13 protein-coding genes are annotated in these 15111 nt (G+C 70.6%); 5 read left to right on the top strand and 8 right to left on the bottom strand.

Features of this window, described 5'->3' with window-relative positions; all coding sequences use genetic code 11:
- Positions 1-81: 81 nt before the first annotated feature.
- A complete protein-coding gene (locus AB0J12_RS20790; protein ID WP_363265784.1) occupies positions 82-1788 on the bottom strand; it encodes a glycerol-3-phosphate dehydrogenase/oxidase in 1707 nt (568 codons plus the stop codon).
- Positions 1789-2059: 271 nt separating this feature from the next.
- Between AB0J12_RS20790 and AB0J12_RS20785 the strand changes: the two genes are divergently transcribed.
- On the top strand, positions 2060-3268 hold the full coding sequence (locus tag AB0J12_RS20785; RefSeq protein WP_363265783.1) for a nucleotide sugar dehydrogenase: 1209 nt from the start codon (positions 2060-2062) through the stop codon (positions 3266-3268).
- Between the two features lie 551 nt (positions 3269-3819).
- On the opposite strand, the gene AB0J12_RS20780 is transcribed toward AB0J12_RS20785, so the two are convergent.
- The 4 genes from AB0J12_RS20780 to AB0J12_RS20765 form a co-directional block, all read right to left on the bottom strand.
- Positions 3820-4944 (bottom strand): GuaB3 family IMP dehydrogenase-related protein, encoded by a 1125-nt coding sequence (locus tag AB0J12_RS20780; RefSeq protein WP_363265782.1) that lies wholly within the window; start codon positions 4942-4944, stop codon positions 3820-3822.
- Between the two features lie 117 nt (positions 4945-5061).
- Positions 5062-6564: an IMP dehydrogenase gene (gene guaB, locus AB0J12_RS20775; RefSeq protein ID WP_363265781.1), complete on the bottom strand. Its 1503-nt coding sequence runs from the start codon at positions 6562-6564 to the stop codon at positions 5062-5064.
- A gap of 164 nt (positions 6565-6728) precedes the next feature.
- Positions 6729-7319, bottom strand: a complete 591-nt coding sequence (locus tag AB0J12_RS20770) for a sigma-70 family RNA polymerase sigma factor (protein WP_103781490.1) — start codon at positions 7317-7319, stop codon at positions 6729-6731.
- A gap of 705 nt (positions 7320-8024) precedes the next feature.
- Complete coding sequence (locus tag AB0J12_RS20765; RefSeq protein WP_003948568.1) at positions 8025-8636, bottom strand: response regulator transcription factor; 612 nt, start codon at positions 8634-8636, stop codon at positions 8025-8027.
- A 380-nt stretch (positions 8637-9016) separates the two neighbouring features.
- Here AB0J12_RS20765 and AB0J12_RS20760 point away from each other — a divergent pair, with 380 nt between their 5' ends.
- Positions 9017-9343, top strand: coding sequence for a WhiB family transcriptional regulator (locus AB0J12_RS20760; RefSeq protein ID WP_363265780.1), 327 nt, complete (start codon positions 9017-9019; stop codon positions 9341-9343).
- A 99-nt stretch (positions 9344-9442) separates the two neighbouring features.
- On the opposite strand, the gene AB0J12_RS20755 is transcribed toward AB0J12_RS20760, so the two are convergent.
- Complete coding sequence (locus AB0J12_RS20755) at positions 9443-10342, bottom strand: LysR family transcriptional regulator (RefSeq protein WP_363265779.1); 900 nt, start codon at positions 10340-10342, stop codon at positions 9443-9445.
- A gap of 79 nt (positions 10343-10421) precedes the next feature.
- Between AB0J12_RS20755 and AB0J12_RS20750 the strand changes: the two genes are divergently transcribed.
- The 3 genes from AB0J12_RS20750 (at position 10422) to AB0J12_RS20740 (ending at position 12718) form a co-directional block, all read left to right on the top strand.
- A complete protein-coding gene (locus tag AB0J12_RS20750; protein ID WP_363265778.1) occupies positions 10422-11090 on the top strand; it encodes an MOSC domain-containing protein in 669 nt (222 codons plus the stop codon).
- A gap of 63 nt (positions 11091-11153) precedes the next feature.
- Entirely contained in the window at positions 11154-11927 is a 774-nt protein-coding gene (locus AB0J12_RS20745; protein WP_363265777.1) for an SDR family oxidoreductase, read from the top strand.
- Between the two features lie 83 nt (positions 11928-12010).
- A complete protein-coding gene (locus AB0J12_RS20740; RefSeq protein ID WP_363265776.1) occupies positions 12011-12718 on the top strand; it encodes an ester cyclase in 708 nt (235 codons plus the stop codon).
- 57 nt (positions 12719-12775) lie between these two features.
- Here AB0J12_RS20740 and groL read toward each other — a convergent pair whose 3' ends face one another.
- Together groL and groES are read right to left on the bottom strand one after the other, a co-directional pair.
- On the bottom strand, positions 12776-14398 hold the full coding sequence (gene groL, locus AB0J12_RS20735; RefSeq protein ID WP_363265775.1) for a chaperonin GroEL: 1623 nt from the start codon (positions 14396-14398) through the stop codon (positions 12776-12778).
- Positions 14399-14517: 119 nt separating this feature from the next.
- Positions 14518-14826, bottom strand: coding sequence for a co-chaperone GroES (groES, locus tag AB0J12_RS20730; RefSeq protein WP_009190181.1), 309 nt, complete (start codon positions 14824-14826; stop codon positions 14518-14520).
- Positions 14827-15111: the final 285 nt, after the last annotated feature.

Raw genomic sequence — 15111 nt, 5'->3', positions numbered from 1 at the left:
GGACGGGCGCCGAACGGAGATCCCGCCCGGCGCCACACTTTCGGGTGAACCCCGCACCTCCGGCAGGCTGCGGGGCGGCGCCTACAACGGCACGATGTCCGGCGCTCCCAGCCGTGCCGCGTCCGCCGTCTGGTCGTCCGGCTGGAGCTGCGACTCGCGTTCGGCCTCCACCCGCTTCTCGTAGTGCTCGACCTCGCGCTCGATCTGGCCCTCGTCCCACCCGAGCACCGGCGCCATCAGCTCGGCGGCCTCGCGGGCGCTGCGGGCGCCGCGGTCGAAGGTCTCGATGGAGATGCGGGTGCGCCGGGTGAGCACGTCGTCCAGGTGGCGCGCCCCCTCGTGGGAGGCGGCGTAGACGATCTCCGCGCGCAGGTAGTCGTCGGCGAACTGCAGCGGTGCGCCGAGTCCGGGATCCTTGACGATGAGGTCGAGGAGTTCCTCTGCCATCGAGCCGTAACGGTTCAGCAGGTGCTCGACCCGGACGACGTGCACCCCGGTCTGGGCCGCGATGCGCGCCCGCGCGTTCCACAGTGCGCGGTAGCCCTCCGCGCCCAGCAGCGGGATCTCCTCGGTGACACAGTCGGCGACGCGCATGTCGAGCCCGTGCACCGCCTCGTCGACGGCGTCCTTGGCCATCACCCGGTACGTCGTGTACTTGCCGCCCGCGACGACGACCAGCCCCGGCGCGGGGTGCGCCACGGTGTGCTCGCGCGACAGCTTGCTGGTGGCCTCGGACTCCCCGGCCAGCAGCGGCCGCAGCCCCGCGTAGACGCCCTCGACGTCGTCCCGGGTGAGCGGCACGGCGAGCACGGAGTTGACGTGTTCCAGCAGGTAGTCGATGTCGGCGCTGGACGCGGCCGGGTGGGCCTTGTCCAGGTTCCACTCGGTGTCGGTGGTGCCGACGATCCAGTGCCGGCCCCAGGGGATGACGAACAGCACGGACTTCTCGGTGCGCAGGATCAACCCCGTGGAGGAACTGATGCGGTCGCGCGGCACGACCAGGTGGATGCCCTTGGAGGCGCGGACGTGGAACTGGCCGCGCTCCCCCACCATGGCCTGCGTGTCGTCGGTCCACACACCGGTGGCGTTGACGATCTGCTTGGCGCGGACCTCGTACTCGCCGCCGCCCTCGACGTCCCTGACCCGGGCCCCGACGACCCGCTCGCCCTCGCGCAGGAATCCGGTCACGCGCGCCCGGTTGGCCACCTTCGCGCCGTAGGACGCCGCGGTGCGCACGAGGGTGGCGACGAACCGGGCGTCGTCCATCTGCGCGTCGTAGTACTGCAACGCGCCGACCAGCGCGTCCTTCTTCATGCAGGGCGCCACTCGCAGGGCGTGACGGCGGGTCAGGTGCCGGTGCAGGGGCAGGCCCCTGCCGTGCCCGCGGGCCATGGACATCCCGTCGTAGAGCGCGACGCCCGAACCGGCGTACCACCGCTCCCAGCCCTTGTGCTGGAGCGGGTAGAGGAACGGCACCGGCTTCACCAGGTGCGGGGCGAGCCGCTCCAGCAGCAGGCCGCGCTCCTTCAGTGCCTCCCGTACGAGTGCGAAGTCGAGCATCTCCAGATAGCGCAGCCCGCCGTGGATCAGTTTGCTGGACCTGCTGGACGTGCCCGAAGCCCAGTCGCGCGCCTCGACGAGACCCGTGGACAGTCCGCGGGTCACGGCATCGAGGGCGGTGCCCGCGCCGACGACTCCGGCGCCGATCACCAGCACGTCCAGTTCTCGCTCGGCCATCGCCGCGAGGGACTCGGCACGCTGCGCCGGCCCCAGTGTCGCTGTCCTCACCGCTGCCTCCCGCATCTCATCCGCGTCGGCCGCACCCGTCGGGCGTAGCCCGGTCCCACTCCCTTGCCCAGATTCTGACGGTCTTGCCCGGGTTCAGCCACCACGGGCCGCACAGCCTGTGGACAACGCCCGGCCACGCCCACGGAAACGCACACGAACAATCCCTCATATCGGTCATATTTACCCGTAGTCTGACATTGCGCTCGCTCATTCTGTCCACCGGGCTTGCGCACCTGTCCCGCTTCGGTTATTGGGAAGGACGGCCCACGCCATGCCCGCAGATCTCGCCGTCATCGGACTCGGCCCGCTCGGCCTGCCCCTGGCGCAGGCCGCCGTCGCCGCCGGTATCTCCACCGTCGGCTACCGCACCGGCCCGGAAGCCTCCTCCCTGACCCCTGCCGAACTGCGCCGGATGCTCTCGGGGGGCTTCCGGCAGCCCACCGGCCCCGCCGAACTCGGCCGCGTGCGCACCGCCGTCATCTGCGCCCCCGCCCCGCGCGGTGCCGACGGCGAGCTCGACCTCGGGCAGGTCGAAGCGGCCGCGCGTACCCTGGCCGAGCGGCTGCGCCCGCACACCACCGTGATCCTCGAGTCCCCCGTCGCGCCCGGCACAACCGAGAACTTCCTGCGCCCGTTGCTGGAACGGGGCTCGGGCCTGCGCGCGGGCCGCGACTTCCACCTCGCCTATTCACCCAGTCGGGTGGATCCCGGCAGCCGCGACCACACGTCGGCCATCACGCCGAAGGTCATCGGCGGCCTCACCCCCGCCTGTACCGAGTCGGCCGCGGCCTTCTACAGCCGTCTCACCGACAAGGTGGTACGCGCGCGTGGCCTGCGGGAGGCCGAGACCGTGCAGGTCCTGGAGACCAACTACCGGCACGTCAACATGGCCCTCGTCAACGAGATGGCCGTCCTGTGCCACGAGTTGGGCGTCGACCTGTGGGACGTCATCCGCTGCGCGGAGACCAAGCCGTTCGGCTTCCAGGCCTTCCGCCCCGGCCCCGGCGTCGGCGGCCACTCCGTCCCGCAGGACCTGGGCGGGAAGGCCGGCCGCGGCCTGCGCATGGTGGAGCTGGCCCAGCAGGTCAACAGCCGTATGCCCCGGTACGTGGTCAAGCGGGCCGCGGCCCTGCTCAACGAGCACGGCAAGTCCGCACGCGGCGCCCGCGTCCTGCTCCTCGGCGTCACCTACAAGGCCGACCTCGCCGACCAGCAGGGCACGCCCGCGGAGGAGATCGCGACGGCGCTGATGAAGCTGGGCGCGGCCGTCAGCTACCACGACCCGCTGGTCCCGTCCTGGAGCGTCCTGGACCGCCCGGTCCCCCGCGCGGACTCCCTGTACGAGGCGGCGGCCGACGCCGACCTGACGATCCTGCTCCAGCAGCACCGCACGTACGACCTCCAGGGCCTTTCGGTGAAGGCCCAGCTCCTGCTGGACACGCGGGGAGCCACGCCTACGGGGGCGGCGCATCGGTTGTAAGGGGGGCGCGTGGGGGTGCGAGGCGGCCGGGCTGGTGGCGTGGGGGAACGTACGCCGCTAATTTGGAAGCGGGTGGAGCCCACCGCAGGGGCTACTGCGGCAGGCTCCTGATGGTTCACGGGTGTCCGTCCCTAGCTCTTATAGGGACGGCCGCTCACCATCCGAAAAGTCGCAAGATCCACCTCCTCCGGAACTTCACCAGCCGAAGCCGGATCCCATCCCAGCGAGTGGGCTTGCGATGGCGTCCCATGGGCGCCCCCTTCCACGACACCGCCCAGTCGCCCGGTGGACGGTCCGTTTCGGAGCGCGGGCCGGGCCCCGCGGGCGCGGGTCCGGAACCATGTCCTTGGAAGGGGGCGGCCCAGAGAGCTCGGGCCGCCGATCACGGACATTACCGCCCTCTTACGCCCGTTCGGCCCGCATTCGCCCCGAACGCAACCACGCGCCCCCTCCCGCACCATGCGCCCCTGACCAGGCAGAACACAGCACGCAAAAGGGCCGGTCACCCCGAATGGGGTGACCGGCCCTTCTCAGCCGTCCGCTTGCGGCGACTACCGCCGGTGCTGCGAGTCCGCCACCGTCACCTCGACGCGCTGGAACTCCTTCAGCTCGCTGTAGCCGGTGGTCGCCATCGCGCGGCGCAGGGCGCCGAAGAAGTTCATCGAGCCGTCCGGCGTGTGCGAGGGACCCGTGAGGATCTCCTCGATCGTGCCGACCGTGCCCAGGTCGACCTTCTGGCCGCGCGGCAGCTCCTCGTTGACGGCCTCCATGCCCCAGTGGTGACCCTTGCCCGGCGCGTCCGTCGCGCGGGCCAGCGGGGAGCCCATCATCACCGCGTCGGCACCGCAGGCGACGGCCTTCGCCAGGTCGCCGGACCAGCCGACGCCGCCGTCCGCGATCACGTGCACATACCGGCCGCCGGACTCGTCCATGTAGTCGCGGCGGGCGGCGGCCACGTCGGCGACCGCGGTGGCCATCGGGACCTGGATGCCCAGCACGTTGCGCGTGGTGTGCGCCGCGCCGCCGCCGAAGCCGACCAGGACGCCCGCCGCGCCGGTGCGCATCAGGTGCAGCGCGGCGGTGTAGGTGGCGCAGCCGCCGACGATCACCGGGACGTCCAGCTCGTAGATGAACTGCTTGAGGTTCAGCGGCTCGTGCGCGGACGACACGTGCTCCGCCGAGACCGTCGTGCCGCGGATGACGAAGATGTCCACGCCCGCGTCGACGACGGCCTTGGAGAACTGGGCGGTGCGCTGCGGCGAGAGGGCCGCCGCGGTGACCACGCCCGAGTCGCGCACTTCCTTGATGCGCTGCCCGATCAGCTCCTCCTTGATCGGCGCGGCGTAGACCTCCTGCAGACGGCGGGTCGCGGCCTCGGCCGGCAGCTCGGCGATCTCGTCGAGGAGCGGCTGCGGGTCCTCGTACCGCGTCCACAGGCCCTCGAGGTTGAGCACGCCGAGGCCGCCCAGCTCGCCGATGCGGATCGCGGTCGCCGGGGAGACGACGGAGTCCATGGGGGCGGCCAGGAAGGGCAGCTCGAAGCGGTAGGCGTCGATCTGCCAGGCGATCGAGACCTCCTTCGGGTCCCGCGTACGGCGGCTGGGGACGACGGCGATGTCGTCGAAGGCGTACGCCCGGCGGCCGCGCTTGCCGCGCCCGATCTCGATCTCAGTCACGTTGGTGGCCTTTCCCTGATGCGTTGCAGCGCCTTCCAGTATCCCCGACGGGTACGACAACGGCGGCCCCGGATGTCCCGGGACCGCCGTCGCATGACCTTCACGCGCGCGTGGGCGTCACTTGCTGCTGTAGTTCGGCGCCTCGACCGTCATCTGGATGTCGTGCGGGTGGCTCTCCTTCAGACCCGCGGACGTGATCCGGACGAAGCGGCCCTTGGACTCCATCTCCTCGATGGTGGCCGCGCCCACGTAGCCCATGGTCTGGCGCAGACCGCCGACGAGCTGGTGCAGCACGTTGGCCAGCGGGCCGCGGTAGGGCACCTGGCCCTCGACGCCCTCGGGCACGAGCTTGTCGTCGGAGGAGACCTCGGCCTGGAAGTAGCGGTCCTTGGAGTACGACCTCGCCTGGCCGCGGGACTGCATGGCACCGAGCGAGCCCATGCCGCGGTACGACTTGAACTGCTTGCCGTTGATGAAGAGCAGCTCGCCGGGCGACTCCTCACAGCCGGCGAGGAGGCTGCCGAGCATGACGGTGTCGGCGCCGGCGGCGAGCGCCTTGCCGATGTCACCGGAGTACTGCAGGCCGCCGTCGCCGATCAGCGGGACGCCGGCGGGGCGAGCCGCGAGGGAGGCCTCGTAGATGGCGGTGACCTGGGGGACGCCGATGCCGGCGACCACGCGCGTGGTGCAGATGGAACCCGGGCCCACGCCGACCTTGATGCCGTCGACACCGGCGTCGATCAGCGCCTGCGCGCCGTCGCGGGTGGCGACGTTGCCGCCGATCACATCGACGTTCACGCTGGACTTGATCTTCGCCATCCAGCTCAGCGCGTTGCTGTTGTGGCCGTGGGAGGTGTCGACGACCAGGAAGTCCACACCGGCCGCGGCGAGCGCCTGGGCGCGCTCGAGGGCCTCGGGGCTGGCGCCCACGGCGGCACCGACGAGCAGGCGGCCCTCGGCGTCCTTGGCGGCGTTCGGGTACTTCTCGGCCTTGACGAAGTCCTTGACGGTGATCAGGCCCTTGAGGACGCCCTCGTCGTCGACCAGCGGCAGCTTCTCGATCTTGTGCTTGCGCAGCAGCTCCATGGCCTCGACGCCGGAGATGCCCACCTTGCCGGTGACCAGCGGCATCGGGGTCATGACCTCGCGGACCTGACGGCTGCGGTCGCTCTCGAAGGCCATGTCGCGGTTGGTGACGATGCCGAGCAGCTTGCGGTTGCCGTCCGTGACGGGGACACCGCTGATGCGGAACTTGGCGCACAGCGCGTCGGCCTCGGCGAGCGTGGCGTCCGGGTGGATGGTGATGGGGTTGGCCACCATGCCGGACTCGGAGCGCTTCACCAGGTCGACCTGGTTGACCTGGTCCTCGATGGAGAGGTTGCGGTGCAGGACGCCGACACCGCCGAGGCGCGCCATCGCGATCGCCATGCGGGACTCGGTCACCTTGTCCATCGCCGCCGAGAGCAGCGGGATGTTGACCCGGACGTTGCGGGAGATGCGGGACGAGGTGTCGACCGCGTTGGGGAGCACCTCGGATGCACCCGGCAGCAGCAGCACGTCGTCGTAGGTCAGCCCGAGTGTCGCGAATTTACCGGGCACTCCGTCGACGTTTGCAGTCATGACACCTTCCCCAAATGGCCTTGATCGGTGCGGATGTCCATGCTAACGGGAGATGGACCCGTCTCATTCCACGGTTGTGGACGGCTTCCGTCTTCGTATGTTCGTACGGAACCGGGTGTTCGCCTGTTCACATGAGGCGCCGATCCGACCCGGGCCGGGCCCAGTTACTGCTCGGCGAGCGCCCGCAGCCGGCTCAGCGCACGGTGCTGCGCCACCCGGACCGCTCCGGGTGACATTCCCAACATCTGGCCGGTCTCCTCGGCGGTGAGGCCCACCGCGATACGCAGCAGCAGCAGCTCGCGCTGGTTCTCCGGGAGGTTGGCCAGCAGTTTCTTCGCCCACTCGGCGTCGCTGCTGAGCAGGGCGCGCTCCTCGGGGCCCAGGGAGTCGTCGGGCCGCTCGGGCATCTCGTCGGACGGCACGGCCGTCGAGCCGGGGTGGCGCATCGCCGCCCGCTGGAGGTCGGCGACCTTGTGGGCGGCGATCGCGAAGACGAACGCCTCGAAGGGCCGGCCGGTGTCCTTGTAGCGCGGCAGCGCGAGCAGCACGGCGACGCAGACCTCCTGGGCGAGGTCCTCGACGAAGTGCCGGGCGTCGCCGGGCAGGCGTGACAGCCGCGTACGGCAGTAGCGCAGCGCCAAGGGGTGCACGTGGGCGAGCAGATCGTGCGTGGCCTGTTCGTCGCCGTCCACTGCGCGGTGCACGAGTGGGCCGATCGCCCCCTGGGCAGGAGTGGCCGCCTCGTCGTCACGCATCGGTCCATGGTGCCCTGCGGCTCTGACGTCCGTGGCACCGCGCTCGGCGTTGTGCACCGAAGCGTTATGAGCAGGTGCGCCGGAACTCATCCCCTGCGCCCTCCCCTTCCGCTCGACCGACTCGTCCCCGAGGAACTCCACACCTCAAGGATGCGGCATCGGCGCCGAAACGAGCAGCGGGCGTCCGCGAGGACTCGCCCGGACGGCGGCGATCCCTGGTACGCGCGCGTGCCCCCGCGTCCGCGCACACCGGCCACACGCTGGGCCGACGGCCCGCCGACGGGGTGCGGAAACAGACGTGCCCCCCTGTGTCTGGGGGTTTCATGGAACAGGGGCGCACCGCGCGGGTGGGCGTTCGGGGTACGACAGTCAAGGGGCCGGCGAGGGCTCGGGACCGCCGGCTCGGGCGGGAGGGAGGCGCCGTTGCGCTGCAGCCGGCGACAGCAGTCGCCGTACACGGAGCGTGACCGGCGTGCACTGCCGCGCCCTCGCGTCCGGGGCCGCGCACCGAGAGTGACGCGGTCGCGGGAGCCATGACACGCGCCGGCGCATTCCCCCGGCAAAGGCGTGCCCCCGTGCTTGGGGATCACCCGGCGGACGTCACCCCGTCGGGCCCCCGGCCCGCCTCGCCGGAGGCGCCGCGCCCCGCTCGCGCACGTTGACACGGCGCGTCACCTTTTGCCGCTCCGGTCCGCCGGGCAGGCCCTAGCGGACCAGGCCCCAGCGGAAGCCGAGCGCCACCGCGTGGGCGCGGTCGGAGGCGCCGAGCTTCTTGAACAGGCGCCGCGCGTGGGTCTTGACGGTGTCCTCGGAGAGGAACAGCTCGCGGCCGATCTCGGCGTTGGAGCGGCCGTGGCTCATGCCCTCCAGCACCTGGATCTCGCGTGCGGTGAGGGTGGGCGCGGCGCCCATCTCCGCCGAGCGCAGGCGGCGCGGGGCCAGGCGCCAGGTCGGGTCGGCCAGCGCCTGCGTCACCGTGGCGCGCAGCTCGGCGCGCGAGGCGTCCTTGTGCAGATAGCCGCGGGCGCCGGCGGCGACCGCGAGGGCCACACCGTCGAGGTCCTCGGCGACGGTCAGCATGATGATGCGGGCACCGGGGTCGGCGGACAGCAGCCGGCGGACGGTCTCGACGCCGCCCAGGCCGGGCATGCGGACGTCCATCAGAATGAGGTCCGAGCGGTCGGCGCCCCAGCGGCGGAGGACTTCCTCGCCGTTGGCCGCCGTCGTCACACGCTCGACGCCGGGCACGGTCGCGACCGCGCGGCGGAGCGCCTCTCGGGCAAGCGGGGAGTCGTCGCAGACGAGGACGGAAGTCATGGCCGCCCTCCGCAGCTGATGCGCGTCACCTTGTGCCTCCAGGCTGGTACGAAATCGTCACCTGTGCGGTCGACCGTCTCGGACGCCTGCCCGAGCCCTTGTGTTTTCAACCGCCTCCGCACTCTCAACGACGGTCACTCGAAAGAGTTACGGGGCCATCTGCCATCTTCGGCACTCTACGTGAGGGGGCGAACACAGTGGAGACACACAGGGCCAACCCTCAAGCTTTCATCACAACCATGCCCCATTTGGCCCCATTTCTTCCCATGCGCTGGTGTCTGAGGCTAGATTCGCAATGAGTCATATTTTCATCTCCTTAGATCGTAGTTGTACGGTCGTGGGCACCGTATCCACTCAGAACGGCTGCAAGGGGTCACGTAATGGCAGATTTCTCCCGCCTTCCCGGACCGAACGCGGACCTGTGGGACTGGCAGCTGCTCGCTGCCTGCCGCGGTGTGGACAGCTCGCTCTTCTTTCACCCGGAGGGTGAGCGCGGTGCGGCGCGGAGTGCTCGCGAGAACTCGGCCAAAGAGGTCTGCATGAGGTGCCCGGTCCGCGCCCAGTGCGCGGCACACGCTCTGGCGGTGCGCGAACCGTACGGCGTGTGGGGCGGGTTGACCGAGGACGAGCGCGAAGAACTCATGGGGCGGGCGCGTAACCGCCTGGTGACGGCTTCGACCGGCGGGCATGCCGGTTCGAACACTTGAAGGAACGTTTCTTCATCACCCTCAGGGCACGCACACACGCGCGTGCCCTTTTTTCGGCGCCTGCCGGGCCCCCCGGCGGCTGCCGGCCCTCCTTGGCCGCTACCGCCGCGCCGTACGCGCCAGCTGCTCCAGCGTCGCCGCGACCGCCGGCACCTGGGCCAGGTCCGGCAAGGTGAGGGCGACGATCTCCCGCCGCACCGACGGTTCAAGCGTCAGCATGCGTACGCCCCGGGGACGCACGGACTCCACGGCGAGCTGGGGCAGCACGGCGACGCCGAGACCGGCGCCGACCAGACCGACCACCGCGGGGTAGTCGTCGGTGGCGAAGTCGATGCGGGGCGTGAAGCCGGCGCCCTCGCAGACCTCGACCAGCTGGCCCCGGCAGCGCGGACAGCCCGCGATCCACGGCTCACCGGCCAGCGCGCCGATGGCCAGCGGCTCCGCGCGCGCCGCGAGCGGGTGCCGTTCGGGCAGCAACGCTACGAGACGGTCCCTCAGCAGCGGCCGTACGACGAGGTCGTCCCACTCCTCGGCGCCCGCCGCGCCCTCGTAGCGGAAGGCGAGCGCGATGTCGCAGTCGCCCTCGCGCAGCAGTTCCACGGACCGCGGCGGTTCGGCCTCCTCCAGGGAGACCCGGGTGCCGGGGTGGGCGGCGCGCAGAGCGGCCAGGGCGGTGGGGACGAGGGTGGAGCTGCCGCTGGGGAAGGAGACGAGACGGACCCGGCCGGCGCGCAGCCCGGCGATGGCGGCGACCTCCTCCTCGGCGGCGGTCAGCCCGGCGAGGATGCCGGTGGCGTGCCGCACCAGGGCCTCACCGGCCTGGGTCAGCCGCATCTCGCGCCCCGTGCGTACCAGCAGCGGGGTGCCGACGGAGCCCTCCAGGGCCTTCATCTGCTGGCTGACGGCGGGCTGGGTGCAGCCCAGCTCGCGCGCCGCGGCGGAGAAGGAGCCGGTGGTGGCCACGGCGCGCAGGACGCGGAGATGACGAGCCTCGATCACTCTGCAAGCATAAGCGAGGCTTGGGTGCCGCGCAGAATATTGCGTCGACACTTTGAGGTCTGCTCGTTACCGTGCCCTCATGAAGCTTCTGTCTCTCAACGTGGGCCAGGCCCGGCCCGTCCCCTACACCGACCAGCCGGAGGGGCTGACCGGCATCGACAAGCGCCCGGTGGACGGGCCGGTCAAGGTGACGGCGCCGGGGCCGAAGGGGGTCGGCGCGAGCGGGCTCGCCGGGGACGCGGTGTGCGACACCCGCCACCACGGCGGCGACGACCAGGCGGTGTACGCCTTCGCCCGCGAGGACCTGGACGACTGGGAGCGCGAGCTGGGGCGGGAGCTGGCGAACGGCACGTTCGGCGAGAACCTCACCACGCGGGGCGTGGACGTCTGCGGCGCACTGATCGGCGAGCGCTGGCGGATCGGCCCCGATGTGGTGCTGGAGGTGACCAGCGGGCGCATTCCCTGCCGCACCTTCCAGGAGCACCTGGGTGAGAAGGGCTGGGTGCGCCGGTTCACGCACCGGGGCGCACCAGGGGCGTATCTGCGGGTGATCGAGCCCGGGGAGATCCGCGCGGGCGATGCGATCGAGGTGGTGCACCGGCCGCAGCACGACGTGACCGTGGCGATGCAGTTCCGGGCGCTCACCACCGAGCGCGAGCTGCTGCCGCGGCTGATCGCGGCCGGCGCGGCACTGCACCCGGAGGCGCTGGCGGCGGCGCGCAAGTACGTCGGTGGGCAGAGGCGCTGACCTCGTGTCAGACGGGGGGTGCTGAGCACGGAGTCTGTCAGTCCGGGTAACTAGTCTTGGCGCATGACAACGGCTCTGATTACGGGATCGACCGCGGGGATCGGTGCCGCGTTCGCGCGGCGCCTGGCGGCTGACGGGCACAACCTCGTGCTGGTGGCCCGGGACACCAAGCGGCTGCGCGAGCAGGCGACCGAGCTGCACGACCGGCACGGCATCGAGGCGGAGGTGCTGACCGCCGACCTGGCCGAGGACGACGGCATCGAGGCGGTCGCCGCCCGCCTCGGTGACCGGCGCAACGCCGTCGACCTGCTGATCAACAACGCCGGCTTCGGCAACAAGGGCCGCTTTCTCGAGGTCCCGATGGCCGACGAGCTGAGGATGCTGAAGGTGCACTGCGAGGCGGTGCTGCGGCTGACCTCGGCGGCGACGGAGGCGATGCGCGAGCGCGGCCGGGGCGGGGTCGTGAACGTGGCGTCGGTCGCCGCCTTCGTGCCGCGCGGCACGTACGGGGCGTCCAAGGCGTGGGTCGTGCAGTTCTCCCAGGGCGCGGCGCGCGACCTGGCGGGCAGCGGCGTACGGCTGATGGCGCTCTGCCCGGGCTTCGTCCGCACGGAATTCCACCAGCGGGCCGGGATGGGCACGGACAACATCCCGAACTGGATGTGGCTGGACGCCGACAAGGTGGTCGCCGCGGCCCTGACGGACCTGGCGCGCGGCCGGACCCTGTCCATCCCCGACCCCCGCTACAAGGCCCTGATGGGTGCGGCGAAACTCGTCCCGAGGGGACTGCTGGGCGGGCTCACCTCGCGGACGGGGCGGAAGTACGGGCCGCAGTAGCGCCGTCGCGGCATGCCGCCGTGATGCCCAAGGAGGACAATGGTGGTGATCGACCCGGACCCACGGCGGACCGAGGTGACGCCATGACCTTCGTACAGCTCATCGACTGCAGGACCAGCCGGTTCGACGAGATGGACCGGCTGATGGACACGTGGGTCGAGAAGACCAAGGGGAAGCGGACGGCGACGCACAGTGTGATCGGGAAGGACCGGTCGGACGCGTCGCACTTCATCGAGATCGTGGAGTTCCCGTCGTACGAGGACGCGATGCGGAACTCCAACCTGCCGGAAACCGACAAGATCTTCCAGGAGATGGTGGCTCTCTGTGACGAGATGCCGTCGTTCACCGATCTGGAAGTGGTGCGCGACGACCAGCTGAACGCGGCGACCGTGCGGCGGTTCTTCGAGATGCTCGCCGTCGAGGGCGATCTGCCTCCAGTGGACGACCTGATCGCCGAGGACTACCACGACCACGATCCCGCCAATGAGCAGGACACCATGGGCCGGGACGCGATGCGGCGCGAGATGGAGATGTGGCGCGGTGGTTTCCGCCTCGCCTTCCGCATCGAGGACCAGATCGCGCAGGGCGACCGGGTGTGCACCCGGTGGACCTGCGACGCGACCCACACCGGTGAGTTCATGGGTCTCGCGCCCACCGGCCGGCAGGCGACCATGACCGGTACGACCGTCTTCCGGTGCGGCGAGGACGGCACGATCGTCGAGGGGTGGTGGCAGTACGACCGGCTCGGCCTGATGACGCAGCTGGGTGCGCTCGACGCGCTGGAGCAGTAGCCGGCAACGCGAAGGCCCGGCACCCCGAGGGGTGCCGGGCCTCAGTGCTGACGTGCGTCAGTGGGAGTGACCGTGGCCGTGGCCCGCGGCGGCCTCTTCCTCTTCCTTCTTCTCGACGACCAGGGTCTCGGTCGTGAGCAGCAGGGAGGCGATGGAGGCGGCGTTCTCCAGGGCGGAGCGGGTGACCTTGACCGGGTCGATGACGCCGGCCTTGACCAGGTCGCCGTACTCGCCGGTGGCGGCGTTGAAGCCCTGGCCCTTGTCGAGCTCGGCGACCTTGGAGGTGATGACGTAGCCCTCGAGGCCGGCGTTCTCGGCGATCCAGCGCAGCGGCTCGACGGCGGCCTTGCGGACCACGGCGACACCGGTGGCCTCGTCGCCGGTCTTGCCGAGGTTGCCCTCGAGGACCTTGACGGCGTGGACCAGCGCGGAGCCACCACCGGAGACGATGCCCTCCTCGACCGCGGCGCGGGTCGCGGAGATGGCGTCCTCCAGACGGTGCTTCTTCTCCTTCAGCTCCACCTCGGTGGCGGCGCCGACCTTGATCACGCACACGCCGCCGGCCAGCTTCGCGAGGCGCTCCTGGAGCTTCTCGCGGTCCCAGTCGGAGTCCGTGTTCTCGATCTCGGCCTTGATCTGCGCGACGCGGCCCGCCAGCTCCTCGGCCTTGCCGGCACCCTCGACGATCGTGGTGTCGTCCTTGGTGACGGTGACGCGGCGGGCGGTGCCGAGCACCTCGAGACCGACCTGGTCGAGCTTGAGGCCGACCTCCTCGGAGATGACGGTGGCGCCGGTGAGGACGGCCATGTCCTGCAGCATCGCCTTGCGGCGGTCGCCGAAGCCGGGGGCCTTCACCGCGACGGCGTTGAACGTGCCGCGGATCTTGTTGACGACCAGGGTCGACAGGGCCTCGCCCTCGACGTCCTCGGCGATGATCAGCAGCGGCTTGGAGGAGCCGGCCTGGATGACCTTCTCCAGCAGCGGCAGCAGGTCCGCGATGGCGCCGATCTTGCCCTGCGTGATCAGGATGTACGGGTCGTCGAGGACGGCCTCCATACGCTCCTGGTCCGTCACGAAGTACGGGGACAGGTAGCCCTTGTCGAAGGCCATGCCCTCGGTGAAGTCGAGCTCCAGACCGAAGGTGTTGGACTCCTCGACGGTGATGACACCGTCCTTGCCGACCTTGTCCATCGCCTCGGCGATGAGCTCGCCGACCTGGCTGTCCTGGGCGGACAGACCGGCGACGGCGGCGATGTCGGACTTCTCGTCGATCGGGCGGGCGGTCGCGAGGAGCTCCTCGGACACGGCCTTGACCGCGGCGTCGATGCCCTTCTTCAGGGCGGCCGGGGAGGCACCCGCGGCGACGTTCTTCAGACCCTCGCGCACGAGCGCCTGGGCCAGCACGGTCGCGGTGGTCGTACCGTCACCCGCGATGTCGTTGGTCTTGGTCGCCACCTCCTTGACCAGCTGGGCGCCGAGGTTCTCGTACGGGTCCTCGATCTCCACCTCGCGGGCGATGGTCACGCCGTCGTTGGTGATGGTCGGGGCGCCGAACTTCTTGTCGATGACGACGTTGCGGCCCTTGGGGCCGATCGTCACCTTGACGGTGTCGGCAAGCTTGTTGACGCCGCGCTCGAGGGCGCGACGGGCGTCCTCGTCGAACTTCAGGATCTTCGCCATGGCAGCGGGAGCCCTCTCGGAAATCTCGTGGGTAAAACGACTGCGCCCCGGCGCCCGGCTTCGTTATCGGTCGCAGGGGCCAGGGCGCAGCTGAAAGCAGAACTTCGGGTGAAGTGTGCTTACTTCTCGATGATCGCGAGCACGTCGCGGGCCGAGAGAACGAGGTACTCCTCGTTGTTGTACTTCACCTCGGTGCCGCCGTACTTGCTGTAGAGCACCACGTCGCCGACCTTCACGTCGAGCGGCAGACGGTTGCCGTCCTCGAAGCGACCCGGGCCCACGGCCAGGACGACGCCCTCCTGGGGCTTCTCCTTGGCGGTGTCCGGAATGACCAGGCCGGAGGCCGTGGTCTGCTCGGCGTCGAGCGGCTGGACCACGATGCGGTCCTCGAGCGGCTTGATGGCAACCTTGGAGCTGGCGGTCGTCACGATCCGACCTCCCCCTTCGGAGATCTCACGGGGTTAACTGTCTGAGGTGGCGACCAGGTCGATCCGTCGTCGCGGGTGCCGGACCTGCCCGTCGCTGTGTTGGCACTCTCATCTGCCGAGTGCCAGAGCCGAGACTATGACCGGGATTAGCACTCGGTCAAGCGGAGTGCCAATTGCGGTGCGGCGCGTCTGGGAAACGGGGGGTGTGGACCGGCGTTTCCTGGAGCCCAGTGCGGTGGCCGACCGGGGGTGGCTGGCGCTCACGGCGCTGGCCGTGCCGCCCCA

Source organism: Streptomyces sp. NPDC049915, assembly GCF_040656475.1.
Lineage (GTDB): Bacteria > Actinomycetota > Actinomycetes > Streptomycetales > Streptomycetaceae > Streptomyces.
This window is presented reverse-complemented; position numbering and strand designations above follow the sequence as displayed.